Source organism: Pseudomonas sp. SCPG-7, assembly GCF_002156405.1.
Classification (GTDB): Bacteria; Pseudomonadota; Gammaproteobacteria; order Pseudomonadales; family Pseudomonadaceae; genus Aquipseudomonas; species Aquipseudomonas parakoreensis.
Genome location: NZ_MVOO01000003.1, coordinates 67,693 through 92,371 on the forward strand (window position 1 = coordinate 67,693; position 24,679 = coordinate 92,371).

Consider the following 24,679-nt stretch of genomic DNA (forward strand, 5'->3'; position numbering starts at 1 on the left):
CACCCGAGATACCTGTGGGAGCTGGCTTGCCAGCGATGAGGCCAGACCAGACACCACAGATCTCGAATCTGCCCGCCCTCCCCCAATCCCCGTATAATCGCCCTCTTTTTCCCGAAGGCACCCCGCTCGTGGCAGACAAACGTTACAGCTGCATTGGTTTGTACAACCCCAAGTCACCGGAGAACGTCGGTTCGGTGATGCGCGCCGCAGGCTGTTACGGCGTGGCGTCGGTGTTCTACACCGGCAAGCGTTATGAACGCGCCGCCGACTTCGTCACCGACACCAAGCGTGTGCACTACGACATCCCGCTGATCGGCATCGACGACCTGAAAAAGATCCTCCCGCTCAACTGCGTCCCGGTCGCCGTGGAACTGGTCGAGGGCGCCCGCCCGCTGCCGGAATACACCCACCCGGATCGCGCGCTATACATCTTTGGCCCGGAAGACGGCTCGCTGGATAAAGAGATCCGCGACTGGTGCGAAGACGTTGTGTACATCCCGACCACCGGCTGCATGAATCTGGCAGCGACAGTCAACGTGGTGCTCTACGACCGCATGGCCAAAGGCCTGAACACCCGCTCGGGGCCGAAATTCCGCTGAAACGTCGCACATCCGATGGAACGAGCCGGGCGCTGCGGCAGTCAGCTTATCTATCTATTGCACATTGCCTGGGAGACAGATCATGACCGAACTCAAACGCGTCCAACGTATCGATTCCACCCCGTTCCAGAGCCCGACCGAGCAGAACGTCCAGGGCTGGGAGCGCATCGGCTCGCTGGCCGGTGGCGTGATCATGGTCGGCAAGGGCCTGCGCCGTGGCGGCGTGTTCGGTCTGATTCAAGTGGCGATTGGCGGCGTGGCGATGGCCCGTGGCATCACCGGGCACAGCTCGGTGAAGAGCCTGCTGGAAAAAAGCCGTCAGGACATGAACAACGTGCGTGCCAAGATCGAGCGCGCCGGTGAAGAACTGAGCCAGCTCAAGGCCAATGCCGAGGCGGCGACCAGCACCGCGACAGTGACCGGCAATGATTCGGTGAAATCGCCGAAAGCCGGGGTTTAAAACAAAAAATCGCAGCCTGCGGCGGCTCCTACAGAGATTGGTGCAGGAGCTGCCGCAGGCTGCGATCTTTTGATCTTTACTGGAGTAACACGGTATCGAGGACTTTGGAAGACTCACCCAGAACACTCTCGGCCAGTTGCAAAAACTCCTTGGTACTCACCGCCCCCAGATGCATCGCCCCGCGCAACACATCATCCAACGAGCGCTTGTTGCGCGTCTTCAGACGAATTTCGCGATCCAGTTCCTGCAACACCATCACCGCCTTTGCAAGCTGCGCCGGGCTGATCTGTTCGCCGCGTAACGTCGTCACCTTCTGACTGTCTCTGGTCAATTTCGCCTGCAGCGCCTGATAACGCTGATCGCTCATGCCACCGGCACGCCGTACCAATTCGATCGCGTAATACTCGGCAAAGCCTTCACTGATCCAGTCGCTGCGATGTTCATCGTTGATGAGCCCGAACACCTGCGCCAGTTCACGCACCAGCGCACTGCTGCCGCTCTCGCTGACCAGCGGCAAGCGCGTATTCAGATAGATCGATTCATGCGCGCCGAGACTGCCGCGCCACATCGGGTCGTTGGCGCCGACAATCAGCAGTTTTTTCGGATGCCGGGGATAGACCGCTTGCACCTGCGGCCAGACGAACGTCAGCAGCGTCAGTACATCCATGCGGCGCATGCCCTGCCCTCGCGGTGAGGCCACGGTGACTTCGGTTTCACCCAGGCGTGTGCGGCGGCTGCCGAGGTGACCGGCAAGCATCCAGCCGGTCGGGCGGTCGAACAGGCGTGAAGGGTTGTCGATGCGAAATGTGTTTTTGCCGATGCGCGGCCAGGCGGTTTCGACGCTTTGCCAGCCGTTGGGCAGTTCGAATTGCAGACGTGACACCAGCTCGACGCCATCCTGCTGATCGAGCCGGGCCGGCGGCACCAGATCATCACCGCGCAGCAGCGCCCAGCTCGGGGTCATGCGCGTGTCGAAGCTGCCGCTCTTGCGGCCGTGGCTGATGCTGACGCGGTAAGTCAGGCTGGGCTTGTCGCCGTTCGGGTGCCAGAGGCCACGGGTCTGTTTGCCCGGGGTCAGTTGCCATTGGCCGTCGGCCTTGAAGTCGCTGTAATGGCTGCCATCACCGAGGTCAAAGTCGAGGCTGCGTACCGCTTCGCCCTTGGCCACGGTCAGGCGCACTTCGGCCTGATCGCTTTGCGGCAGCAGGCGCACGTGGTAATCCAGATCGACTTTCTTTGCCGCCCACACCGGTGCGCTTAGCGCCAGCGGGGCGATCAGCAATGCCCGCAGCAATCCCCCAGCCATACACACTCCTTGTTGAATCCTGGAAACCCTTGGTGCTTAACCGGCGCGGAAAATCAGGTGATCTTCCCAGTCATCCTCCGGCACGCTGCCTTCGGCGAGCATGCGTCCGGACTGGGAAATCCGTTCGTGGTGCACAGCGTCACGATCGCCACACACCAAGTGGTGCCACAGCGGCAGATCCTTGCCTTCGCTGACCAGGCGATAACCGCAAGTCGGCGGCAGCCATTTGAATGATTCGGCCTGGCCCGGAGTGAGCTGAATGCAGTCCGGGACAAACTTGATGCGATTCGGGTAGTCGCTGCACTGGCAGGTCTTCAGGTCCAGCAGTTTGCAGGCGATGCGCGTGTAGTAGACGCTGTTGTCTTCTTCATCTTCGAGTTTCTGCAGGCAACACAGACCGCAGCCGTCGCACAGCGATTCCCATTCCTCGTGATCCAGTTGCTCGAGGGTTTTGCGTTTCCAGAACGGTTCGACTTTGGCGGCCATGGCTCAAGCATCAACATCAGGTGGTGAAAAGGCCGCCAGTCTAGTGCCCAAGGCCTTGCGGGCCAAGCGCTGGCGACTGTCGGTAAATCGCGCTTGTCAGCCGAATCGCCGCCCAGTAGGGTTTTGCCACGAATTCATGACTCAAACACAGCAAGGAATCTTTCGATGAGTGCCAACCCTCGCGTCGCCGATTACGCCATTCACCCGCAGTTCACCGACCGCTGGTCGCCCCGCGCCTTCACCGGCGAAGCGATCCCGGAAGAAACCCTGCTGAGTTTTTTCGAAGCCGCACGCTGGGCGCCTTCGGCGTACAACTCGCAGCCGTGGCGTTTTCTGTATGCGCGTCGTGATACGCCGAACTGGGAGCGCTTCCTGGGGCTGCTGAATGAATTCAACCGCAGCTGGGCGCAACACGCGTCGGCGCTGGTGATCGTGATTTCGAAAACCACCTTCACCGCACCCGGTGCCAGCGAAGAGACCCCGGCGCTGTGGCACACCTTCGACACCGGCTCCGCTTGGGGCCACCTGGCGCTGCAGGCGAGCATCAGCGGCTGGCACACTCACGGCATGGCCGGTTTCGATCAGGAGCTGGCCCGCAAGGAACTGAATATTCCTGAAGGTTATGCACTGCACGCGGCGGTCGCTGTCGGCAAGCTGGGTGACAAGGCGACCCTGGCCGAGTACCTGCAGGCCCGTGAAGAGCCGAGCCCGCGTCGTCCACTGAGCGAGCTGGCGGCGGAAGGGAACTTCACCCTCTAAGCCAGTACAAAAACAAATGTGGGAGCGAGCCTGCTCGCGAAAGCGGTGTATCAGACAACGATGATGTTGGCTGACACTCCCCTTCGCGAGCAGGCTCGCTCCCACAGTTTATTTGGCGAACATTCAGTAACCGCGGTTGAAATCCACTTCCCCGCGCAACGCTTCTCCCGCCTGATACGCCTTCAGATTCTCGACGAACAACTGCACCATCAACGCCGGCGACGTCGGCGCCGAGCTGTGTCCAGTCAGCAGCAGGCCCCAGGCAGTCCAGAACGGATGGCGTTGCGGCAACGGCTCCTGACGGCAAACGTCGATCACCGCACCGGCCAGATGCCCTTCCTTCAAGGCTTCCACCAGATCCGCATCCACCACCGCCACGCCGCGTCCGACGTTGATGAACAACCCGGTCGGCTTGAACTGCTTGAACAGCGCCGCATCGTAGATATCGTGGGTGTGCGCAGTGTTCGGCAGCAGGTTGACCACGTAATCGACCGCGCCCACCAGCCGTGGCAGATCGGCCATCGAACCGACTTCGATGAACGGCGCCTGCTCACGCGCGCTGCTGGCAATGCCGTACAACTCGACGCCAAACGGCAGCAGGAACTGCGCCACACTCTGACCGATATCGCCGGTCCCGACGATCAGCACCTTGCGCCCGACCAGACTCTGGCCGGTGCGGTTATCCCACTTGCGCTCGACCTGGCTCACGAGGCGCGCGAGCACTTCCCGTTCGTGACCGAGCATGTAGGTCAGTACGTATTCGGCCATCACCTGACCGAAGATCCCCACCGCGCGGGTCAGGCGGTAATCGCGGCGCAGACCATCAGCGAGCAGCGGCGTGATGCCGGCCCAGGTCGATTGCAGCCATTGCGGCTGGTGGCCCTGACGCAGCAGGGTCGCCAACAGGTCCGGCTGCCCCAGCCACACCGGGCAATCGGCAGCCTGACGCGCCAGTTCGGCAGAGTCGCCACTGGTCAGGACTTCAAGTTCGGGGGCCATCTGGCGCAGTAGCCGGGCGTACACCGCGTGGTCGTGTTCAGCAATCAGAACGCGCATCTTCAAACCTTTCGCAAACCGTGCAGGCAACCGCCGAAAGAGCCGTGCTCCTTCGTGGCGGTCGTCGCCGTAAAATCAGTTCCAGGGTGGCAAGAGGCCCAGAACAGGGCCTCGCAGATCAGACCGGGTCGTTGCGTCGCAGCAACTCTTCGGGCAGGTGTTCGATGTACTCGTCCTCGGCCGGTGGCATCTGCAGGTGATAGCCCTGCTTGTCGAGGTTCTCCAGGACCACGGTGATGTCCTCGCGCGCCAGTGTGCGCTCGGGGGTCAGTACCAGGTCAAAGGAATGCTTCGCCTTGCCGAAGGCCGCCATCAGCGCCTCGGGCACGCGCTCAAGCGCATCGCTCTTGAGCACATAAAGATACATCCCGGGTTTCTTCGAACTTTGGTAAATGGAGCAAATACGTTTCAAGGCTGTTCTCCGGCGGTGGCCAGGCTGTCGAGCAGCTTCTGGCCCATGAGTTCGCGGCGCCAGCCACGCAGCGACTCAGGCAATTGATAAGGGCCCTCGGGGAAGCCGCTTTTAACCAGCGCTTCGAGGGTTTTCTTGCGCAGCATCAGTTCCGGCGCGATGCCCAGACGCTCGGCTTCGACCTGGCCGAGGGCGCGCAGTTGCTTGATCAGCGCAGCGGCTTCGACCGGCAACGGCTCCGGCACCGCCGGCGGCCATTGATCAGGCCCCACACTGCCAGAGCGCTTGATCAGATCAAGCAGAAACTGGCCGTCCTGACGCACGGTACGCGGGTGCATGTCTTCGATCTTGCCCAGCGCGGCGAGGTTGTCCGGTTGCGTGCGGGCCAGCGGCCACAGCGAGTGTTCACGGACGATACGGTTGCGCGGCAGATCACGGGCGCGGGCTTCTTTTTCACGCCAGGCGCACAACTCACGCAGCACCGCCAATTGCGCACGAGACAGTTTCCACGCCAACTTGGCTTCGCGATAGACCTCGTACGGGTCGGTTTCACGGCGCAGGTTGGCCACCAGTTCGGCGCCGTCCTCCAGCACCCAAGCGAACTTATCGTCAGACAGTTTCGGCCGCAGTTGTACGAAAACTTCCGCCAGATGCACCGCGTCTTCGGCGGCGTAGCTGATCTGCGTGTCGGACAGCGGACGCTGTAACCAGTCGGAACGGGTTTCGCCCTTGGGCAGCTCGATACCGAGCACCTCCTGCACCAGCCGCGAATAGCCCATCGAGAACCCGAGGTTCAGATAGGCCGCGGCCAATTGAGTGTCGAACAACGGCGCCGGCAAGCTGCCGGTCAGACGCAACAGCACTTCGAGGTCTTCGCTGCAGGCATGCAGGACTTTGAGCACCGCCGGGTTTTCCAGCAGCGCTGCCAGCGGTTGCCAGGCGTCGATGGTCAGCGGATCGATCAGGTAGGCGCGTTTGCCGTCACCGACCTGCAGCAAACCGGCAATCGGGTAGAAGGTGTCGACCCGCATGAATTCGGTATCGAGGGCAACGAACGGCAGTTGCTGCCACTCGGCGCAAAGCTGCGCGAGGCTTTCGTTGTCGCGAATCCAGTGAATATCGATGGCCACACGGCTCTCCCTTGAAGAATGGCGCGCAGTATATATCGCCGCCGGCGTTTTACGCGCCTGCGCAGGACCAGAGCTGTAACGAAATATCCTGCCAGAGATAAAGAATAGTCTGACAGCGTGATCAACAAGATGAATCCGAACCTCATCCTGTAGGAGCTGCCGCAGGCTGCGATCTTTTGATTTTGTTTTTCAAGATCAAGATCAAAAGATCGCAGCCTTCTGCAGCTCCTACACGGGGAGAGTGATATTTAGTTTTTAAATAATGCTCGGGAAATCTGATTTGCCGATAGATGCGCCGCACCGCCTAATCAGCAGCCTCCGCAATCCAGAGTCTGCCGATGGAACACGTCCGCACCACCCGCCCCGCTGTCTGGCTGATGTTCGGGATCATCCTCGTCGCGCTGAATCTGCGCCCGTCCATGGCCGCCGTCGGTCCCTTGCTGTCGGCCATACGCGGCGACATTGCACTGAGTTTCAGCCTGGCTTCGCTGCTGACCATGCTGCCGGTGATGGCGATGGGACTGGCGATGTTTTTCGGTATTGGCATCAGTCGACGTTTGGGCGAGCAACGCGCGGTGATCCTGTCGCTGCTGATTATCGGACTGGCGACGCTGTCGCGGCTGTGGCTCGATTCGGCGCCGCCGTTGATTGGCAGCGCGGTGCTGGCGGGGATTGGCATTGCTTTGATTCAGGCGTTGATGCCGGCGCTGATCAAGTCACGCTTCCCCGATCATGTAGCGCTGTGCATGGGCCTGTATGTCACGTCGATCATGGGCGGCGCCGCGCTGGCCGCCTCATTTTCGCCGCTGGTGCTGGGACAGACCGGCAGCTGGCGCATCGGGCTGGCGATCTGGGCGGCACTGGCCTTGCTCGCGTTGCTGGTCTGGCGGACACAGTCGCCCTCGTCATCCATCCAGAACACCGCTGCAGGAAAAGAATCCTTCGCGCGTAATACCCGTGCCTGGCTGCTCGCCATCTTCTTCGGCCTCGGCACGGCGTCCTACACCTGCGTACTCGCGTGGCTGGCGCCGTATTACGTGGAACAAGGCTGGAACGAACAGGATGCCGGGCTACTGCTGGGTTTTCTGACCGCCATGGAGGTCATTTCCGGGCTGCTGACGCCGGCCATCGCCAACCGCAGCCGCGATCGTCGCGCGGTCTTGGCAGCCTTACTGCTGCTGATCATCACAGGCTTCTGCGGGTTGATCCTCAGTCCGCAACACCTCAGCCTGCTGTGGCCGTGCCTGTTGGGGCTGGGCATCGGCGGCTTGTTCCCGATGAGCCTGATCGTCTCGCTCGATCACCTCGACAACCCGCAGCGCGCCGGCAGCCTGACCGCATTCGTGCAAGGTATCGGCTACTTGATCGCCGGGCTTTCGCCGCTGCTGGCCGGAATGATCCGCGACCGGCTCGGCAGCTTCGAATGGGCCTGGTGGTCGCTGACTGCGGTAATGATGGTGATGTTGCTGATCGTGCTGCGTTTCGACCCTCGGCAGTACGCCCGACATATCCGTTGAAGCCAGATACCATCGCCGGGCTAGAGGCTTCTTGCCATCTTTTTGCGGTTTATCTGGCGACGTCGTGTTGCTAAAACTTTCTGTCCCACAACTGACATTGAATCGTCCTACAAGGCTTTGTCCTGGCACCATCGTTCCGTTACGATCATGCGCACACGTTTGCGCGGATTCAGCGCAAGGAGCACAGCGAGACGGAACGGATGCTGAACAGTAACTTGCTTCGAAAGCTCGACATGCAGGACCTCATGGTGTTTATCGCCGTGTATGAGCAAAGCAGCGTCACGGATGTCTCGGAGACGCTGTGCGTCAGCCAGTCCACTGTCAGCTACTGCCTGAAAAAATTGCGCACCAGTTTCGAAGACGATCTGTTCATCAACACCCGCACAGGCATGCGCCCCACCTACAAGGCCGGCACCATGTACGGCCATGTGCAGAAAATTCTCGAAAGCATCAACCTGTGCCACGCCGGTGCCCCGGCCTTCGACCCGACCCACCAAGCGAAAACCTTCAACATCTGTGCGCCGGAATACTTCGAGCAACTGGTGTTGCCGCGCCTGTTGAAGCGTTTCGACTTCGACGATTTGCCGGTGGTGGTCAACATGCACAAGTTCGAGACCGATGTGCCCGCCGACGAACTGCGCGACGGCAGCCTCGATCTGGTCATCTGTTTCGGCCCCAACTTCCACCGCAGCCACACCGACCTCAAGTCGCGAATGCTGCTGGAAGACGATCTGGTCTGCGTCTTCGACAAACGCGCCACGCCGCTGGAACCGCGCCTGAGCCTGCAGGCCTTCACCGAGCGGCGCCATGTGTTCCCGACACCGTGGACTTCCACCACCAACATGGTCGATGGCTGGCTGGCGCGTCAGGCGCAGAAACGGCAGATCGTCGCGCGTTCCAACAGCTACAGCGCGGCATTGAAGATGATCACCGGCACCGATTTCATCCTCACCCTGCCCCGGCGCATCCAGCGTCTGCTGACCAACGACGCGGTGTTCAATCACTGCGAAGCGCCGAACGGCCTGCCGGGGTTCACCCTCGACATGCAATGGAGCCAGAACGCCGATCAGGACAGCGCCAACGTCTGGCTGCGCGAGCAGGTGATCAAGGTCTGCAGTGAGCTGGAAGCGGCTTGAGTCCTACACGCCGATGGCGGTCTTGGTGTAGGAATCGCGATCGATATCGAGCAACTCCACACAGAGCTGCACTTCAACCCCAGCCGGCCACTCGCACAGATCCTGCAACACCGCCAACAGACTTTCCGAGAGCTGCTTCTTGATTTGCGGCGAACGACCGCTGAGCAGCGCCAGCTTCACGTGGACAAAGGCGCGTTCGCCCATGCCGGTGCCCACCTTGAAAGTCTCGACCTTCACCGCCCGGCTTTTGATATCGAACTCCGCCGCGAACTGACCGGAACCCACCAGCGTGTTGTTGAGCCGGATCAACGCCACATCCGCGTTCAATTGCGGCAGGTTGGCGGTGTATTCCATGTGCAGATGTGGCATGGGGTGCTCCAGTCAGTCGGCAGAAAGGTCGTACATATACCACAGCATTGCCCTGCTCCCGTGCGGCTTTTTGCCTGCTCGCGATGAGGACGTCTCAGTCAAATCAATATTGTCTGATACTGCACTTTCGCGAGCAGGCTCGCTCCTACACGGGAGATTTGTGGTGGAATTCAGGGCGCGGTCAGTGGCCGTTCGCTCATGAATGCCTCAAGCCGCGAACGCAGCCAGCGTTCGGCCGGATCGCTGTCGACATGGCTGAGCCAGACCATCGACAGATCCAGCATCGGGGTCTTGAACGGGAACGGTTCTTTGAACAATCGACCAGAAGCCGCCATGGCTTCGGCGGTGTAGTCCGGCAGGCTGGCGATCAGGTCGGTACCGGCGAGCAACGCTGGCAGCGCACTGTATTGCGGCACCGACAACACCACATGCCGGGTGCGACCGATTTCCGCCAGCCACTCATCGGCATAGCCGCTGATGTTCGCCGTGTGCGACACCAGTACGTGTGGGCGTGAACAGTATTCGTCGAGGGTCAGCGGTGAGTCCGAAGCATCGGCACGCAGGATGCTCGGCTGGATATGCCGCAGCAGCTTGCGTTTGGCATTGGCCGGCAAGCCACGGGTCTGGCTGATGCCGACGGTAATGTCGCCGGCAGCCAGCAGATCGGGAATGCGCCAGTAGTCGACGTGTTGCACCACGAACACCACGCTCGGCGCCTCCTGGCGCAATGCCCGCAACAGCGGCGGCAACAGGCCGAACTCGACATCATCGGACAGGCCGATACGGAACGTCATGTTGCTCACGGCGGGGTCGAAGTCGTGGGTCAGGCTCAGCGCCACCGACAGTGAGTCGAGCGCCGGCGACAGATACCTGAACAACTCTTCGGCGCGGGCGGTCGGTTCCATGCGATGGCCGACGCGGATGAACAGCGGGTCATTGAACATCGCGCGCAAGCGATTGAGCGCCGAACTGATGGTCGGCTGGCCGAGAAACAGCTTCTCCGCCGCCCGGGTCACGTTGCGTTCGAGCATCAAGGTCTCGAACACCACCATCAGGTTGATGTCGGCCTTGCGTAGTTCATTTCGATTCATCCATTGCCCCCGATCCCCAGACTGCTGGCAGTGTATGAAGTCCTTGGGATCGGCGTCTATCAGACGATTGGCGGTTTGTTCGACAATTTCACTGCACCGTCAGGGTTTGCAATCCCAGCCCCATGACTCGCGCATCGTCATTGAAGCCGAGCTTTTTCGGGCTGACCGCATCTGGCAGATGCAGCTGGACATTCAGATACTCCTCGGCGACCTGCGCCGCGCTGAGCGGAATTTCCAGCCGATTGCCCTGCACCTGGGTCAGACGCGTCGACAACGCCTCGACGCCATTGATGCTGACGATCACCCGCTGACTGAGGTTCGGCGGCATGGCAAACGCCAGCGCCTCAATCACCAGCGCATGCGACCCGGGGGCCACGCGCAGCAGCAGTTGCGCATCCTGTGCGTCACTCCAGGTGCCCCAGGCTTCCGGCGTGGACCAGCCTTTGACCAGTTGTCGAGTACTGCGGTTGAACGTCTGCACCAGCCCCGGCTGGCTCAAGGGTATCGGCGACAGCGCTCGCCCCTGATCGACCATCGCCAGGCATTGATCACAGTGTTTCCAGCCAGGAGCCAGCACGACAAAGTCGTCGACCCGGGTCAACAGATCGCTGTCGCTGCGAATGCTTTTTACCGCCAGCATCAGCGCATCGTCATCAAGGATGTACAGCGAGTCGGGGTCGTACTGGCCACTGGCAAGTTGACTTTGCGTCGTGCGCTGCAGCTTTTCCAGGGCTTTGGGGCTCGTACGCCCCAGGTAGGCGGCATCGGTTTTCAGCCCATGGGTGGCGGCGAAATCGGCAATCGCCTGCCACTGGTCCGGTTGATTTTTCGGCATCACGGCACGGATGCTCTTGTAGTGCGCCGCCGCACTGGCCCAGAACGGATCATGCATCGGGCTGGCCCAGGCCGACGCTTCGGGCAGCATTTTCGCTGCTCTCAAACCTGCCCAGGCAATCCGGGTGTCGGTGACTTGCACCATTAACGCCAGCGCCAGCAGCCCCATGGCGACTCGCGTTCGATAGCCGCGCACCACCAGATAAGTCAGCAATATCACGATGACGTAAAACACCGGCCAGAACATCCGACCCGAGGCACGAAAAATATTCGAAAGCTTCACCACAAACTTCGGTAACGGGTAACTGAAGGTCTGCAGGCCGACGCCGATATGGTTCGACAGCGCGAACAAGGTCAACCCGATCAACGCCCAGAACAGCAACGGACGACGGCTCACCAGTGCCTTCAGCGAAATGCCGCTGCGGTACCCGCCAATCAAGGCCAAGGGCACCAGCAACAGCACGCCAAGCCCTAGATAATTGAAGCCTTCGTAATCGCCGCCGGCCGTGGGAATGTTAGTCAAAATGTAAGACCAACCGTCCGCATCCACCAGCGACAGCAGGTTCATTCGATAAAAGCCGAAACCACCGCTCACCGCGCCACCGGAAATACTGAAATAACCCGCCTGCCAGCAGCACACGCTCACCAGTGCGAACAAACTGCCCAGCTCGATCAGGACCTGACGGCGGATCAGCTTGCCGCCCCGCAGCTTGCCAAGCAGATCAGCCACCCAGATCAGCGCCACCATCCCCAACAGGTAGGCATGCACCAGCGCTGTCGCGGCCAGCAACATGCCCCATGCCAGACGCCGCCGCTGCAGTGCCGGATGCAACGCCAGGTACAGCGCCGCAAGAATCAGAAAGTGCCCGGCCAGCGAAAGATGACCACCGGTGCGCAGAAACATCGGCGGCGAAAATACCAGCAGCCCGGTGCCGAGCAAGCGCAACACGGGATTGTCGGTGATCAGTCCGAGCAGCTTCCAGGCAAACCAGGCCTGCAGAACGAAACACAGCAACAACCACATGCCGAAGTACTGGAATGTTTCCGGCAGCCACGCACTGAACGGCTTGAACAGCAACGCCAGCAGCGGATTGGAGTCGGAAAAAATGATCGCACTGCCCAACTCCATTCCATAGGACGGATTCAGCCCGAGCGGAAAGGTCCAGGGCGAGTGGCGAAAGAACGCCCAGCCCAGGTAATGCGTCGCCGGGTCGCCGTCCTTGAGCCAGGCAATGTTTTGCGGATCAAGGGCACGCGGGCCGATCACCAGGAAAAACGCCAGCGCTCCCAGCAGGATTGGCAACAGCGCCAAGGCCGGATGCTTGTTCAAGCCTTTCATCGGTACGTCCAGAAATTGTGTAGCACAAAGGTGAACGCCGGAATGATCAGTGCCACGGCACCGATGCCCAGCAAATAGTGCAGTCCAGCCAATTGCGCTGCCCACGCAACGAGCATCGCCAGCAAGAACCCGCCGAAGGACACCAGCATGAACCGCACCAATGTTCTGCCATGCAGCCGCGCGGAAAAACTCCAGGTGGTGTTGATCACGTAGGACACCACCGTCGCCACAGCGAATGCCACACCGTTGGCCAACGGCGGTTGCGGGGCCACGAAGTTGATGAACAGCACCGCCACCAGCGCATGCAGAGCGGTGACGAACAGCCCGGTCACGGCAAAGCGCAAGCCGCGCTGGATCAACGCCGATCTATCGGCTGAAGTCACGGTTTGCACGCCAGCACAAACACGCTCAGACCGGCCAGACGGTTCATGCCCATCAGCGGCAGTTCAAGGCGGCAGAGGGTCTTGAGCACGCCGTTGACCAACGGATGATGACGCTTGAGTTGAGACTGCGGCGCGGCGGCCTGCGGGCCTTGGGGCAGCAAACGCAACGCTGCCGCGATTGGAAACACCGCACCGAAATAGTAGGCACCACGTTGCACGGTCAAACCGGCGTCACGGGTCAGGGCTTCAAACTGCGCCAGGGTGTAGCGGCGTTTGTGTTCGAGGAAGTCGTCATGCCCGCTCCACAGAAACTGAAACGCCGGCACAGTCATCAGAAAACGGCTGGCGGACGGCACTTTATCGACGTAAGCCTTGAGCAGGCCGAGGTCGTCGTCGACATGCTCGAGCACGTCCATCAGCAGCACCAGATCCGCGTCGACGGCGTCGATATCGCGGCGATAATGCACCGGTTTGCCGGCAGTGCTCGCATCAGAATCGGCGGGGTAGCTGATATCGACGCACCACGCCTCCTGCGCCGAGGTTTGGGTCAACAGATGATGCGAAAAAAAACCCGATCCGGCGCCCACGTCGAGAATCCGCGTGATCGGTGCCTCACCGAGCAGGCGACGCGTTGCCGCCGCTTTGGAGCAGTAATACCAATGCTCGCCGATGCTGTCGCCGAGGATGTCGGTTTCCTTGAGATCCATGTATCAGTCCTTGGGGTCATAGACGCGACGCACCAGAAAAACCGGCCGGCGTTTGGATTCGATGTAAGTGCGCCCCAGGTACTCGCCGAGTACGCCGATGCCGATCAACTGCAGGCCACCGAGGAACGTCACAGCCACCATCAACGAGGCATAACCGGGCATGTCGACGCCGTGGATCAGCGTGCGCACCACAATAAAAATGGCGAAGGCAAACGAGACCAGCGACACCGCCGCGCCGATGTAAGTCCAGATTCGCAGCGGTTCGGTACTGAAACTGGTGATGCCCTCCAGGGCAAAATTCCACAGCCGCCAGCCGTTGAACTTGCTCTGCCCCGCCACGCGTTCGGGCCGCTCGTAATCCACATGGGTGGTGCGAAACCCGACCCAGGCAAACAGGCCTTTCATGAAGCGCCGGGATTCGGGCAAGGTCAGCAAGGCGTCGACCACGCAACGGTCCATCAGGCGGAAATCACCGACGTTTTCCGGCAGCGGTTGCTCGGCGATCTTGTTGTGCAGGCGATAGAACCAGTGCGCCGAAGTCTGCTTGGCCCAGGTGTCGCTGCGGCGGCTGATGCGGTGGCCGAGCACGACTTCATAGCCTTCGCGCCAGCGCTCGATCATTTGCAGAATGACTTCGGGCGGGTCCTGCAGGTCGGCATCGATGGGGACAACGATCTGCCCGGTGGCAATCTGCAGGCCAGCGGACAAGGCGGCCTCTTTTCCGAAGTTACGGCTCAGATCGACGATACGCAGACGCGAGTCGTGCCGTTGCCGTTCCAGCAGCCCCTCAAGCGTGGCATCGGTACTGCCGTCATTGACGAACACCAGTTCCAGAGCAATCGAGGTCTGCTGCCGGAAGACTTCGTCGATGCGCCGAATGAACGCGTCGAGACTGTCCTCCTCGTTAAAAACCGGAATAATCAGCGATAACGTGACCCGTGTGGCCTGTGCTGTTCCATGCTCAGTCAAGGGAATGCTCTTTTTATAGTGTTTGTCGGTCGTCGAAGCATTTTCGACGCCCAGCCTGCAGCGAGCCCAGCACAACCACTCATGAATACTGCCAGCCACTCATCCCAGACTTGCCCATCCTTGGGCGGGCAGTTCGTTTAAACGTCGAACTCAGACGGGTTGGATGCAGTAGTCGCGGTCACCGAATGGAAACCGTGAGCTGGCTTGATCGCTATCCCCGGGTGACGCGCCGCCTGGCTGAAGCGTTCATCCAGAGCTGCCAACCGGGTGCAGGTCCCCGAGGCCAACTGCCTGCGCCATGACCAACTTGCACACAAGATCTTCAAGCAACGCTGTCGCTGCTGGCGCGGCATCCTGAGCAGCGTGCGGTGGCCTGTGCACACCGTACGACTGGAGGGTATCAATAACCATCAAGCGGATGACTTACGGCTACCGAGACTGCGAATTCTTTTCAGGAAGATCAGGAGCGACTTTCCCGGCAATCCGTGAAGAACCTGAAGATACCCTGACTGAAGCGCGACAAACGAAAAAGCCCCCGTAATCAGCAATGATTACGGGGGCTTCGTCTTGTTCAATAATGGCGGAGAGATAGGGATTCGAACCCTAGGTACCGGTGAAGGTACAACGGATTTCGAATCCGTCCCATTCGGCCACTCTGGCATCTCTCCAACGGCGCGCATCATAACAACACTTTGACCGAAAGCAAACCCTCTTTCGAAAATTTCTTCGTGCTATCAGATGCTTGCGTCGATCAAAGCGGTACACCCAGACGATTGGCGACTTCTTCGTAAGCTTCGATGACGTCACCGAGGCCCTGGCGGAAGCGGTCTTTATCCATCTTCTTCTTGGTGTCCTTGTCCCACAGACGGCAGCCGTCCGGGCTGAACTCGTCGCCCAGGACGATCGAACCGTCGCTGAACACGCCGAATTCAAGCTTGAAGTCCACCAGCAAGAGGCCTGCGTCGTCGAACAGTTTGCTCAGGACTTCGTTGACCTTCAGCGACAGTTCTTTCATGCGCGCCAGTTGCTCGGCGGTGCCCCAGCCGAATGCCACGACGTGGGATTCGTTGATGAACGGGTCGCCCTTGGCATCGTCCTTCAGGAACAGTTCGAAGGTGTAAGGATTGAGCTTCATGCCCTCTTCGACACCCAGACGTTTTACCAGGCTGCCGGCGGCGTAGTTACGCACGACGCACTCGACGGGAATCATGTCCAGCTTCTTCACCAGGCACTCGTTGTCGCCCAGCAGCTTGTCGAATTGGGTCGGGATGCCGGCCGCTTCGAGCTTTTGCATGATGAAGGCGTTGAACTTGTTGTTCACCATGCCTTTGCGGTCGAGCTGCTCGATGCGCTTGCCGTCGAACGCCGAGGTGTCGTTGCGAAACAGCAGGATCAAGCGGTCAGCGTCATCGGTCTTGTAAACCGATTTGGCTTTGCCGCGGTAGAGTTCTTCACGTTTTTCCATGATGGGCTCCGCTTGCTAAGTAGATGGGCTAGGCGATATGGCGCCAGTCGAGCCCTGAATCTTGATCGGCCAGTTGCAGCCAGTCCGGGTCGCACCCGAGGGTGTCGACAAAACATTGCCGGGCCAGCTGCGGCAGGTTGTTCTTGCTGCTCAGGTGGGCGAGAACCAGATGCTGCAAGCCCTGCCACCCCAACTCGGCCACCAGGAATGCCGCCTGATGGTTGTTCAAATGTCCCAGCTCGCCGCCCACCCGCTGCTTGAGAAAGTACGGGTAATGACCACGTGCCAGCATGTCGCGACAATGGTTGGACTCGATCATCAATGCATCGAGATCCCGATAGCTGTCCAGCACCCGCTCGCAGTAGGAACCCAGGTCGGTCAGGAGGCCGAAGCGCCGCTGCTCGTTGTCACTGAATACATACTGAGTCGGCTCTTGCGCATCATGGGCCACGGCAATGACCCCGATGTTCAGAGCGCCGATCTGCAACTGCTCGCCGCCGGCCAGAAAGCCTGCGGGTTCGATCGGTTTGCGCATCCCGCGCAGTGTGCCGCGACTGAGGTAGACCGGCAGATTGTAGCGCCGAGACAGCAAACCCACGCCATGCACGTGGTCGGCATGTTCGTGGGTTACGAGTATCGCGCTCAATTGCGCCGGGTTCACACCCAGGCGCAACAGGCGTTTTTCGGTTTCCCGCAGGGAAAAACCACAATCCACCAGCACATACGTATCAGCGCTGGCGATCAGCGTGCCGTTCCCTTGGCTACCGCTGCCGAGAACGGCAAAGCGCATGTGATCAGCCCAGGTTGTCCTGAATCACGCTCAACACTTTGCGGGCCACATCGGCCGGCGCAACGGTGTTGATGTTCTTCTCGACGGTTACCTGAACGTTTTCACCGACCTTGCTCAGGCGAACCTGATAACGCTCGGCGCGGGCTTCAACTTCCTCTTTGGTCGGCGCACTGCCGAACAGGCTGCTGAAGAAACCAGGCTTCTCGTCTTTCTTCTCGGCTTTTTCGGCCAGGTTGATGTAGTACAGGCCCAGGCTGCGGTTGATGTCTTCAACGCGCCACTGACCTTGCTCCAGCGCACGACCGACGCTCGACCAGGCACGATCCAGATCCGGACCGACGTTCAACACTGGGTTGCCGCTACCGTCTTCGCTAAGGCTGACACGGCTTGGGGTATCGAAATCACGCGAAGCCAGCATCGACACCGAACCACCCTTTTCGGAGGTCCGGCTCATGCTCGCCAGCATGTCGTCGACCAGCGCAGCGTCCAGGCCAGTGTTGACCGAACGGTTGGTGAAATCGACGTCAGCGGTGCTGCCGGCAGGACGCTCGGCGCTGACCACGTAGATTTCACTGGTGTTGCGCTGCACGCCCGGCTCGATGCGCACCCGCACGCGGGTTTCGCTATCGGCGCCGACACCCGCTGCGCTCAGGCGCTTGGCCATGGCGGCGGACAGCTCGTCAGAATGCTGCCAGGTGGTAGTGAATTCACCGGTTTGCGGACGCTGTTCATCCAGACGGAAACCGTTGTCCTGGAAAAACTGCACCGCCACTGGCCAGACTTCGGCCGGTGGGTGCTGGGCCACGACCCAACGCGAGTCACCGCTCTTCTGCAGCGAGTAGTCGGTTGCATCGGCAATCGCGGTCAGCGGTTGTGGACGCGGCACCACGTATTCGCCCTTGGCAGTGTCATCGGCCACGTTGCGCGGGATCGGCAACAGCGGGTCGAGGCGCTTGGAGGTGCTGACATTCGGTGGCAATTGCATCGGTGCAGTCTGTTGCGCTTCCAGGTAATCGCTACCACGGTCACGGAAATAACCTTCCGGGCCCCAGACCCATCCGCAGCCACTGGTGCTGGAGATAATCAAGGCAAGTGCGGAAAGTCCGGCCATTCGCTTCATGCGTTGTACTTCCTCAATTAAACCAGGACGCTGCACTGGCGCAGGGCCGTGCGAAGCGTTTCATGACAAGGAGCGCTCAGCCAGGTCAGCGGCAGGCGGATGCCTTCGTGCATCAAGCCCATTTCAACCAAAGCCCACTTCACCGGAATCGGGTTGGCTTCGATGAACAGGTCCTTGTGCAGCGGCATCAGTTTTTCATTAATTGCCCGTGCGGTCTCGGCGTCGCCTTTCAGCGCAGCCTCGCACAGGTCAGCCATTTCGCGCGGGGCGACGTTGGCTGTTACGGAGATGTTGCCTTTGCCACCCAGCAGGATCAGCTCGACCGCAGTCGGATCATCGCCGGACAGCACGATGAAGTCCTTGCTCACGCCGTCGATGATGGCTTTGGCGCGTTTCAGGTCGCCGGTGGCTTCCTTGATGCCGATGATGTTCGGCACGGTGGACAGGCGAATCACTGTCTCGGCCTGCATGTCGCAGGAGGTGCGGCCGGGAACGTTGTAGAGAATCTGTGGAATGTCGACGGCTTCGGCAATGTGCTTGAAGTGCTTGTACAGGCCTTCCTGGGTCGGCTTGTTGTAGTACGGCACGACCAGCAGGCAGGCGTCGGCGCCGGCTTCCTTGGCGTTGCGGGTCAGCTCGACGGCTTCGCGGGTCGAATTCGCACCGGTACCGGCGATCACCGGGATGCGGCCTGCGACCTGTTTGACCACGGCTTTGATGACGGCGATGTGTTCTTCTACATCAAGGGTTGCCGACTCGCCGGTAGTACCGACCGCGACAATGGCATGGGTGCCGTTCTTGAGATGGAAGTCCACGAGTTTGCTGAGGCTGTCCCAGTCAAGACGCCCTTGTGCATCCATGGGAGTGACCAGTGCCACCATACTGCCCGCAATCATGAAACCGCTCCTGCCGGAAAAAGAGAGCGGTAATGGTACTGGCGCCAAGATGCTTGCACAAGCGAAGTACTGCGCCGCCATTCCCCTTGGCGTCGGTTTTCGCTACCCTTCAGACTTTGATCGGTACAGATCAGCTTGTACGCCGGGTTCCAGCCTCCCCTTTCGGCCTCCCAGGCCCCGTTCCAGTGTCGCAGCTGCACGTTCCGCCTTTATTGGAGCGAATTGCGAGCCAGGGTCCGGGGCTTTCTGAACGGGCACGCGCAGACGCATCCCGACGGCCAACGCCCATCGACCTACCGACCGCTCATCGCTTTAGGAATGCTGCATGTCCACCCCCACAGTTCGCGAACAATTCCTTGTCATCAGTGCCCTTGGCGCCAACCCCATGGAGCTGACTAACGTCCTGTGCCGCGCCAGCCATGAAAATCGCTGCGCCGTCGTCACTTCCCGCCTGACCCGCCACGGCGAGTGCAGTGCCCTGGTACTGGAAATCTCCGGTAGCTGGGACGCCTTGGCCCGCCTCGAAGGCAGCCTGCCAACCCTGGCCAAGCGCCACGCCTTCACCGTCAACGTGGTACGCAGTGCGGCGCTGGAAAATCGCCCGCAGGCGCTGCCTTATGTAGCTTATGTCAGCTCGGCGTATCGCCCGGACATCATCAATGAGCTGTGCCAGTTCTTCATGGACCACAACGTCGAGCTGGAAAACCTGACCTGCGATACCTACCAGGCCCCACAGACCGGCGGCACCATGCTCAACGCCACCTTTACCGTGACACTGCCGGCCGGCACCCAGATCAGCTGGCTGCGCGACCAGTTCCTGGATTTCGCCGACGCGATGAACCTGGATGCCCTCATCGAGCCTTGGCGCCCACAAAACCCAATGTAAGGAAGCTTTCATGGCCGTTGTCATCGACCAACCCGTTGCGGATTTCGAAGCACCTGCCACCAGCGGGCAGACCGTCAGCCTGTCTGCCTTGAAGGGCAAGCAAGTGGTGATCTACTTCTATCCGAAGGACAGCACCCCGGGCTGCACCACCGAAGGCCAGGGTTTTCGTGACCAGTACGCGGCGTTTCAGGCTGCCAACACGGAAATCTTCGGTATTTCCCGCGACAGCCTGAAGTCCCACGAGAACTTCAAGTGCAAGCAGGAATTTCCGTTCGAGCTGATCAGCGACAAGGACGAAGCCGTCTGCCAGCTGTTCGACGTGATCAAGCTGAAGAAGCTGTACGGCAAGGAATACCTGGGCGTCGATCGCAGCACGTTCCTGATCGACAAAAACGGTGTGCTACGTCAGGAATGGCGCGGTGTGAAAGTGCCGGGGCATGTGGATGCGGTGCTGGCTGCGGCTCAGGATCTGAATAAAGCCTAAAGATCAAAAGATCGCAGCCTGCGGCAGCTCCTACAGGAAAACGCATTCCAATGCAGGCGCTGCCGCAGGCTGCGATCTTTTACTTTCATAGCAATGGAGCCACTACAGGCTCCTTGCGCGGCCAGGCATCCAGCACTGCCTTGAACAGCGTCGCCAGCGGAATCGCAAAGAACACGCCCCAGAAGCCCCACAACCCGCCAAACAACAGCACCGCGCAGATGATGGCCACCGGGTGCAGGTTGACCGCCTCGGAAAACAGCAAAGGCACCAGCACGTTGCCATCCAGCGTCTGAATGATTCCGTAGACCGCCATCAGATAAATGAACTGATCGCTCCAGCCCCATTGGAATAGCGCGATCAGCAGCACCGGTACGGTCACCACCACCGCACCGACGTACGGCACGACCACCGACACCCCGACCAACAACGCCAGCAGCGCCGCATAGTTGAGGCCGAGGGCGACGAAAGCGATGTAGGTCACGCCGCCGCAGATCACGATTTCAATGACCTTGCCGCGAATGTAGTTGGCAATCTGCCGGTTCATTTCCTGCGCGACCCGGGTAATCAGCGCCCGCTCGCGAGGCAGATAGCCGCGCACCCACTCGCCGATCATGGCCCGGTCCTTGAGAAAGAAAAACACCAGGATCGGCACCAGCACCAAATAGATCATGATGTTGACCAGCAGGGGCAGGCTCGACAGCGAAAAGGTCAGCGCCCACTGCCCGAACTTGCCGATTTCGCCACGCGCGGCTTCGATGGCCTGCAGCACCTGCTCATCGGAGACCAGGTGCGGATAGCGCTCGGGCAGCAACAGCAGCAGCGACTGCCATTTGGCGAGCATGCCCGGCAGCTCGTTGAACAACGTGATCAACTGATGCCAGAGCAGCGGCAACACCACCACGATAAACACCAGCAACACGCCCATGAACAGAGCAAACACCAGACCCACTGCCGCCGCACCAGGCACGCGCATACGCTCAAGAGCAAGCACCAGCCCCTGCATCAGGTACGCCAGCACCATCCCCGCCAGTACCGGCGCGAGCATGCCACCGAGCGTGAGCACTGCGGTGAAGGCGAGAAACAACAGCACTGCCAGCACCACCGCTTCTTCGTCGGAAAAGTAGCGCTGAATCCAGTCGCGTAACACTTTGAACATCAATAATACCTGGGTCTTTTACGCGGTGGATTTCAGGCTTTTTTCAACCAGTAACGGTAAACGCCCGCTTCGTCTTCTTCGCGCAGCAGCGTATGACCGGCCAAACGCGCAAAGGTGCGGAAGTCGCGCTGCGAGCCCGCGTCCGTGGCGATCACCTTGAGTACGGCGCCGCTGGGCAGCTTGTTGAGTTCCATTTTGGCCTTGAGCAACGGCAACGGGCAATTCAGGCCACTGGCGTCCAGTTCACAATCATGGGCTACAGCGTCAGTCATTGCGTCACTCCGGTTCAGATGGTCGAGCGGCCTAGAATATCTGGTCGCGGGCCCGGTGTCCGGCTACAGTAAGGTCTTTGTCTTCTAAGGCTTTGTGCATGACATTTCTGCGCCCTACCCTGTTGACGCTCGCTTGCCTGCTCGCCTCACCGGGCTTTGCCGACGATCTGCCGTCACTTGGCGACGCCAGTTCTGCCATTGTCTCACCGCAACAGGAATATCAGCTGGGCCGCGCCTGGCTGGCGATGTTGCGCAGTCAGGTTGCACAACTCAACGATCCGCAACTCAAGGACTACGTCGAGTCCAGCGTCTACAAGCTGGTGGAAACCAGCCAGGTAACTGACCGCCGCCTGGAATTCATCCTGATCAACAGCCCGCAGCTCAACGCCTTCGCGGCGCCAGGTGGCGTGGTCGGGGTCAACGGCGGGCTGTTCCTCAATGCGCAGACCGAAGGCGAATATGCCTCGGTACTGGCTCACGAACTGGCTCACTTGTCACAACGTCACTTTGCTCGTGGCGTCGAAGCTTCGCAACGGATGCAGGTACCGATGATGGCGGCGCTGCTGGCTGGCATCGTGATTGCCGCTGCCGGTGGTGGTGATGCCGGTATCGCGACCATTGCCGGCAGTCAAGCAGCAGCCATTCAATCGCAACGTACCTTCTCGCGCCAGAACGAACAGGAAGCCGACCGTATTGGCATCCTAAACCTGGAAAAGGCCGGATACGACCCGCGCTCAATGCCGACCATGTTCGAACGTCTGATGCGCCAATACCGCTTCGACGCCAAGCCGCCGGAATTTCTGCTGACTCACCCGGTGACCGAATCGCGTATCGCCGACACCCGTAACCGCGCAGAACAGGCGCCAGCGGGCGGCATCGAAGACAGCATGCGCTATCAGCTGATCCGCGCCCGCGTACAGCTGATCTACGAAGAAACCCCGGGGCTGGGCGCCAAGCGCTTCCGCGCACAACTGGATGAGAACCCGAAGAACGACGTGGCGCGCTATGGCCTGGCAATCGCGCAGATCAAGGGTGGTCAGCTCAATGAAGCGCGGGAGAACCTCAAACAATTGCTGGCCAAGTCGCCCAACGAGATCATCTACAACCTCGCGCAGATCGACCTGGACATCACCAACAACCGTCTGCCGGATGCGCAAACACGGGTTGACCGGATGCTCACGCAGTATCCGGGCAATTACCCGCTGAATCAGGTTCGTGTCGATCTGTTGCTGAAACAGAATCGCACCGCCGACGCGGAAAAAGCCCTCGACAGCTTGCTCAAATCTCGTCCGAACGATCCGGACGTGTGGTATCAGGTCGCTGAAACTCGTGGCCTGTCCGGCAATATCATTGGTCTGCATCAGGCTCGCGCCGAATACTTTGCGCTGGTGGGGGACTATCGTCAGGCGATCCAGCAGCTCGATTTTGCCAAACGCAAGGCGGGCAGCAACTTCCCGCTGTCCTCCAGGATCGATGCGCGCCAGCGTGAACTGATGGAGCAGGAGCGCATGATCAAGGACATGATGGGCTAAGTTTCATCAGCGACATAAAAGTTTCAGGCATAAAAAAACCGCCTCTTTCGAGGCGGTTTTTTATTTCACCGCAACCGGGTTATTCAGCCAGTTTGAAGGTGATGAAGCTCGCGCGACCTTGACGCAGTACGCGCATCGACACCGAACGATTCTTCGGCAGTGCCTTGGCGATCTCGGTGAACTCCTTGGTGGAGCCGATGGCCTGGTTGTTCAGGTGAGTGATCACGTCACCCGGCTGCAGACCGATCAGGGCCGCAGGACCGTCCTGAACCTCCTTGATCACTACCCCGCCTTTGAGGTCGTAGGTTTTCTTCTGCTCGGCGGTCAACTCGACCACCGAAACACCGAGGCGATTGCTGCTGCTTTCCGCGCCGGATTTCGGCAGCGCTGCCAGCTCTTTGTCCTCGTCCGGAATCGCACCGACAGTCAGCTCGACATTCTTGCGCTTGCCGTCACGAATCACTTCAAGGTTGGCTTTGGCGCCCGCTTTCAGCGCACCGACCAGATGTGGCAAGTCAGCGGACATGACGATCGGCTGACCGTTCATGCTCAGGATCACGTCACCCACTTGCAGGCCACCCTTGGCTGCCGGACCGTCATCCTGAATCTGCGCAACCAGCGCACCGGCCGGCTTATCAAGACCGAACGACTCGGCCAGATCCTTGTTCACTTCCTGGATGACCACGCCCAGCCAGCCGCGGCTGACTTTGCCACCGCTTTTCAGCTGATTGGAAACGTCCATCGCCACGTCGATCGGAATGGCGAACGACACACCCATGAAGCCACCGGAACGGGTGTAGATCTGCGAGTTGATCCCGACCACTTCACCGTTCAGGTTGAACAGCGGGCCACCGGAATTACCCGGGTTGATCGGCACGTCGGTCTGGATGAACGGCACGTAGTTTTCGTTCGGCAGGCTACGGCCGACGGCGCTGACAATGCCTTGGGTCACAGTGTGGTCAAAGCCGAACGGAGAACCGATTGCCACGACCCACTGACCCGCCTTCAGGTCCTGGGACTTGCCGAGCTTGAGCACCGGCAGATCCTTGCCATCGATTTTCAGCAGGGCCACGTCGGAGCGAGGGTCGGTACCGATCAGCTTGGCTTTCATTTCACTGCGATCAGCCAGACGCACGAGGATTTCGTCGGCATCGGCAATCACATGGTTGTTGGTCAGGATGTAGCCATCGGAGGAAATGATGAAGCCCGAACCGAGCGATTGCGCTTCACGCTGACGATCGCCGCGCGGCGAACGCTGCTGAGGCGGCATGCCGCGCTCGAAGAACTCGCGCAACATCGGCGGCAAGCCTTCCAGGTCAGGCATCTGCTGGTTCACCTTGCGGTCCGGCAGCTTCTGCGTGGTACTGATGTTCACCACTGCAGGCGAGGCCTGTTCAACCAGTTGGGTGAAATCCGGCAGGTCGGCCGCCTGGGCAGCGGGGACAGCCTGACCCAGCACCAGCACGGTGGCGAAAATGGAGAGATAAGACTTCAAGCTAAGTATCGACATACAGCTCCCGTTACG

26 protein-coding genes and 1 tRNA gene are annotated in these 24,679 nt (G+C 60.1%); 8 read left to right on the forward strand and 19 right to left on the reverse strand.

What is annotated here, in order from left to right; translation table 11 throughout:
* Positions 1-128: 128 nt before the first annotated feature.
* Positions 129-599 carry an RNA methyltransferase gene (locus B1722_RS07140; RefSeq protein ID WP_007911337.1) on the forward strand — a complete coding sequence of 157 codons (471 nt, stop codon included), beginning with the start codon at positions 129-131 and terminating at the stop codon, positions 597-599.
* An 82-nt stretch (positions 600-681) separates the two neighbouring features.
* A complete protein-coding gene (locus tag B1722_RS07145) occupies positions 682-1,059 on the forward strand; it encodes a DUF2892 domain-containing protein (protein ID WP_041070334.1) in 378 nt (125 codons plus the stop codon).
* Between the two features lie 76 nt (positions 1,060-1,135).
* On the opposite strand, the gene B1722_RS07150 is transcribed toward B1722_RS07145, so the two are convergent.
* Together B1722_RS07150 and B1722_RS07155 are read right to left on the reverse strand one after the other, a co-directional pair.
* The gene (locus tag B1722_RS07150; protein ID WP_086792003.1) at positions 1,136-2,365 is read right to left on the reverse strand and encodes a hypothetical protein; all 1,230 of its coding nucleotides are present in this window, start codon (positions 2,363-2,365) and stop codon (positions 1,136-1,138) included.
* 36 nt (positions 2,366-2,401) lie between these two features.
* Positions 2,402-2,851 carry a YcgN family cysteine cluster protein gene (locus B1722_RS07155; protein WP_086792005.1) on the reverse strand — a complete coding sequence of 150 codons (450 nt, stop codon included), beginning with the start codon at positions 2,849-2,851 and terminating at the stop codon, positions 2,402-2,404.
* Positions 2,852-3,016: 165 nt separating this feature from the next.
* Between B1722_RS07155 and B1722_RS07160 the strand changes: the two genes are divergently transcribed.
* Positions 3,017-3,610, forward strand: a complete 594-nt coding sequence (locus B1722_RS07160) for a nitroreductase family protein (RefSeq protein ID WP_041070340.1) — start codon at positions 3,017-3,019, stop codon at positions 3,608-3,610.
* Positions 3,611-3,733: 123 nt separating this feature from the next.
* Here the strand turns inward: B1722_RS07160 and B1722_RS07165 are convergent, their stop codons facing one another.
* The 3 genes from B1722_RS07165 to rnd form a co-directional block, all read right to left on the reverse strand.
* Positions 3,734-4,666: a D-2-hydroxyacid dehydrogenase gene (locus B1722_RS07165; RefSeq protein WP_041070342.1), complete on the reverse strand. Its 933-nt coding sequence runs from the start codon at positions 4,664-4,666 to the stop codon at positions 3,734-3,736.
* Positions 4,667-4,784: 118 nt separating this feature from the next.
* Entirely contained in the window at positions 4,785-5,078 is a 294-nt protein-coding gene (locus B1722_RS07170; RefSeq protein WP_003222599.1) for a YcgL domain-containing protein, read from the reverse strand.
* Positions 5,075-6,208, reverse strand: coding sequence for a ribonuclease D (gene rnd / locus B1722_RS07175; protein ID WP_041070344.1), 1,134 nt, complete (start codon positions 6,206-6,208; stop codon positions 5,075-5,077). Before rnd ends, B1722_RS07170 begins: the two co-directional genes overlap by 4 nt.
* 338 nt (positions 6,209-6,546) lie before the next feature.
* Between rnd and B1722_RS07180 the strand changes: the two genes are divergently transcribed.
* Both B1722_RS07180 and B1722_RS07185 read left to right on the forward strand, forming a co-directional pair.
* Complete coding sequence (locus B1722_RS07180; protein ID WP_086792007.1) at positions 6,547-7,725, forward strand: cyanate transporter; 1,179 nt, start codon at positions 6,547-6,549, stop codon at positions 7,723-7,725.
* 200 nt (positions 7,726-7,925) lie between these two features.
* Positions 7,926-8,861 carry a LysR family transcriptional regulator gene (locus tag B1722_RS07185; protein WP_086792009.1) on the forward strand — a complete coding sequence of 312 codons (936 nt, stop codon included), beginning with the start codon at positions 7,926-7,928 and terminating at the stop codon, positions 8,859-8,861.
* A gap of 3 nt (positions 8,862-8,864) precedes the next feature.
* Here the strand turns inward: B1722_RS07185 and B1722_RS07190 are convergent, their stop codons facing one another.
* From B1722_RS07190 to dapA, 11 genes are all read right to left on the reverse strand, one after another.
* Positions 8,865-9,230: a 5-carboxymethyl-2-hydroxymuconate Delta-isomerase gene (locus B1722_RS07190; protein ID WP_041070350.1), complete on the reverse strand. Its 366-nt coding sequence runs from the start codon at positions 9,228-9,230 to the stop codon at positions 8,865-8,867.
* Positions 9,231-9,400: 170 nt separating this feature from the next.
* Positions 9,401-10,321, reverse strand: coding sequence for a LysR substrate-binding domain-containing protein (locus tag B1722_RS07195; protein WP_041070352.1), 921 nt, complete (start codon positions 10,319-10,321; stop codon positions 9,401-9,403).
* 88 nt (positions 10,322-10,409) lie between these two features.
* A complete protein-coding gene (locus B1722_RS07200) occupies positions 10,410-12,494 on the reverse strand; it encodes a DUF6311 domain-containing protein (RefSeq protein WP_086792011.1) in 2,085 nt (694 codons plus the stop codon).
* Positions 12,491-12,877, reverse strand: coding sequence for a GtrA family protein (locus B1722_RS07205; protein ID WP_041070527.1), 387 nt, complete (start codon positions 12,875-12,877; stop codon positions 12,491-12,493). The genes B1722_RS07200 and B1722_RS07205 overlap by 4 nt, the downstream gene beginning before the upstream one ends.
* Positions 12,874-13,584 carry a bifunctional 2-polyprenyl-6-hydroxyphenol methylase/3-demethylubiquinol 3-O-methyltransferase UbiG gene (locus B1722_RS07210; protein WP_086792013.1) on the reverse strand — a complete coding sequence of 237 codons (711 nt, stop codon included), beginning with the start codon at positions 13,582-13,584 and terminating at the stop codon, positions 12,874-12,876. Before B1722_RS07210 ends, B1722_RS07205 begins: the two co-directional genes overlap by 4 nt.
* 3 nt (positions 13,585-13,587) lie before the next feature.
* Positions 13,588-14,553 (reverse strand): glycosyltransferase family 2 protein, encoded by a 966-nt coding sequence (locus B1722_RS07215; protein ID WP_041070358.1) that lies wholly within the window; start codon positions 14,551-14,553, stop codon positions 13,588-13,590.
* Positions 14,554-15,131: 578 nt separating this feature from the next.
* Positions 15,132-15,221 (reverse strand) — tRNA-Ser (locus B1722_RS07225).
* Between the two features lie 83 nt (positions 15,222-15,304).
* Positions 15,305-16,018 (reverse strand): phosphoribosylaminoimidazolesuccinocarboxamide synthase, encoded by a 714-nt coding sequence (gene purC / locus B1722_RS07230; protein WP_007963288.1) that lies wholly within the window; start codon positions 16,016-16,018, stop codon positions 15,305-15,307.
* 28 nt (positions 16,019-16,046) lie between these two features.
* The gene (locus B1722_RS07235) at positions 16,047-16,808 is read right to left on the reverse strand and encodes an MBL fold metallo-hydrolase (protein WP_041070364.1); all 762 of its coding nucleotides are present in this window, start codon (positions 16,806-16,808) and stop codon (positions 16,047-16,049) included.
* A 4-nt stretch (positions 16,809-16,812) separates the two neighbouring features.
* Positions 16,813-17,928, reverse strand: a complete 1,116-nt coding sequence (gene bamC, locus B1722_RS07240) for an outer membrane protein assembly factor BamC (protein ID WP_041070366.1) — start codon at positions 17,926-17,928, stop codon at positions 16,813-16,815.
* 17 nt (positions 17,929-17,945) lie between these two features.
* Positions 17,946-18,824 (reverse strand): 4-hydroxy-tetrahydrodipicolinate synthase, encoded by an 879-nt coding sequence (gene dapA / locus B1722_RS07245; protein ID WP_086792015.1) that lies wholly within the window; start codon positions 18,822-18,824, stop codon positions 17,946-17,948.
* A gap of 325 nt (positions 18,825-19,149) precedes the next feature.
* Here dapA and B1722_RS07255 point away from each other — a divergent pair, with 325 nt between their 5' ends.
* On the forward strand, positions 19,150-19,710 hold the full coding sequence (locus tag B1722_RS07255; protein WP_007963284.1) for a glycine cleavage system protein R: 561 nt from the start codon (positions 19,150-19,152) through the stop codon (positions 19,708-19,710).
* A gap of 10 nt (positions 19,711-19,720) precedes the next feature.
* Positions 19,721-20,194 carry a peroxiredoxin gene (locus B1722_RS07260; RefSeq protein WP_041070370.1) on the forward strand — a complete coding sequence of 158 codons (474 nt, stop codon included), beginning with the start codon at positions 19,721-19,723 and terminating at the stop codon, positions 20,192-20,194.
* An 85-nt stretch (positions 20,195-20,279) separates the two neighbouring features.
* On the opposite strand, the gene B1722_RS07265 is transcribed toward B1722_RS07260, so the two are convergent.
* A complete protein-coding gene (locus B1722_RS07265; RefSeq protein WP_027614463.1) occupies positions 20,280-21,350 on the reverse strand; it encodes an AI-2E family transporter in 1,071 nt (356 codons plus the stop codon).
* A 32-nt stretch (positions 21,351-21,382) separates the two neighbouring features.
* Positions 21,383-21,622 carry a sulfurtransferase TusA family protein gene (locus tag B1722_RS07270; protein ID WP_007963279.1) on the reverse strand — a complete coding sequence of 80 codons (240 nt, stop codon included), beginning with the start codon at positions 21,620-21,622 and terminating at the stop codon, positions 21,383-21,385.
* A gap of 98 nt (positions 21,623-21,720) precedes the next feature.
* Between B1722_RS07270 and B1722_RS07275 the strand changes: the two genes are divergently transcribed.
* Complete coding sequence (locus B1722_RS07275; protein WP_041070373.1) at positions 21,721-23,154, forward strand: M48 family metalloprotease; 1,434 nt, start codon at positions 21,721-21,723, stop codon at positions 23,152-23,154.
* Between the two features lie 79 nt (positions 23,155-23,233).
* Here B1722_RS07275 and B1722_RS07280 read toward each other — a convergent pair whose 3' ends face one another.
* Complete coding sequence (locus tag B1722_RS07280; RefSeq protein ID WP_041070375.1) at positions 23,234-24,664, reverse strand: DegQ family serine endoprotease; 1,431 nt, start codon at positions 24,662-24,664, stop codon at positions 23,234-23,236.
* Between the last annotated feature and the right edge of the window lie 15 nt (positions 24,665-24,679).

Coding starts and splice junctions, on each gene's coding strand:
- B1722_RS07145 (WP_041070334.1), top strand. CDS start 682: ATGACCGAACTCAAACGCGTCCAACGTATCGATTCCACCCCGTTCCAG.
- B1722_RS07150 (WP_086792003.1), bottom strand. CDS start 2,365: ATGGCTGGGGGATTGCTGCGGGCATTGCTGATCGCCCCGCTGGCGCTA.
- B1722_RS07155 (WP_086792005.1), bottom strand. CDS start 2,851: ATGGCCGCCAAAGTCGAACCGTTCTGGAAACGCAAAACCCTCGAGCAA.
- B1722_RS07160 (WP_041070340.1), top strand. CDS start 3,017: ATGAGTGCCAACCCTCGCGTCGCCGATTACGCCATTCACCCGCAGTTC.
- B1722_RS07165 (WP_041070342.1), bottom strand. CDS start 4,666: ATGCGCGTTCTGATTGCTGAACACGACCACGCGGTGTACGCCCGGCTA.
- B1722_RS07180 (WP_086792007.1), top strand. CDS start 6,547: ATGGAACACGTCCGCACCACCCGCCCCGCTGTCTGGCTGATGTTCGGG.
- B1722_RS07185 (WP_086792009.1), top strand. CDS start 7,926: ATGCTGAACAGTAACTTGCTTCGAAAGCTCGACATGCAGGACCTCATG.
- B1722_RS07190 (WP_041070350.1), bottom strand. CDS start 9,230: ATGCCACATCTGCACATGGAATACACCGCCAACCTGCCGCAATTGAAC.
- B1722_RS07195 (WP_041070352.1), bottom strand. CDS start 10,321: ATGAATCGAAATGAACTACGCAAGGCCGACATCAACCTGATGGTGGTG.
- B1722_RS07200 (WP_086792011.1), bottom strand. CDS start 12,494: ATGAAAGGCTTGAACAAGCATCCGGCCTTGGCGCTGTTGCCAATCCTG.
- B1722_RS07210 (WP_086792013.1), bottom strand. CDS start 13,584: ATGGATCTCAAGGAAACCGACATCCTCGGCGACAGCATCGGCGAGCAT.
- purC (WP_007963288.1), bottom strand. CDS start 16,018: ATGGAAAAACGTGAAGAACTCTACCGCGGCAAAGCCAAATCGGTTTAC.
- B1722_RS07235 (WP_041070364.1), bottom strand. CDS start 16,808: ATGCGCTTTGCCGTTCTCGGCAGCGGTAGCCAAGGGAACGGCACGCTG.
- bamC (WP_041070366.1), bottom strand. CDS start 17,928: ATGAAGCGAATGGCCGGACTTTCCGCACTTGCCTTGATTATCTCCAGC.
- dapA (WP_086792015.1), bottom strand. CDS start 18,824: ATGATTGCGGGCAGTATGGTGGCACTGGTCACTCCCATGGATGCACAA.
- B1722_RS07255 (WP_007963284.1), top strand. CDS start 19,150: ATGTCCACCCCCACAGTTCGCGAACAATTCCTTGTCATCAGTGCCCTT.
- B1722_RS07260 (WP_041070370.1), top strand. CDS start 19,721: ATGGCCGTTGTCATCGACCAACCCGTTGCGGATTTCGAAGCACCTGCC.
- B1722_RS07265 (WP_027614463.1), bottom strand. CDS start 21,350: ATGTTCAAAGTGTTACGCGACTGGATTCAGCGCTACTTTTCCGACGAA.
- B1722_RS07270 (WP_007963279.1), bottom strand. CDS start 21,622: ATGACTGACGCTGTAGCCCATGATTGTGAACTGGACGCCAGTGGCCTG.
- B1722_RS07275 (WP_041070373.1), top strand. CDS start 21,721: ATGACATTTCTGCGCCCTACCCTGTTGACGCTCGCTTGCCTGCTCGCC.
- B1722_RS07280 (WP_041070375.1), bottom strand. CDS start 24,664: ATGTCGATACTTAGCTTGAAGTCTTATCTCTCCATTTTCGCCACCGTG.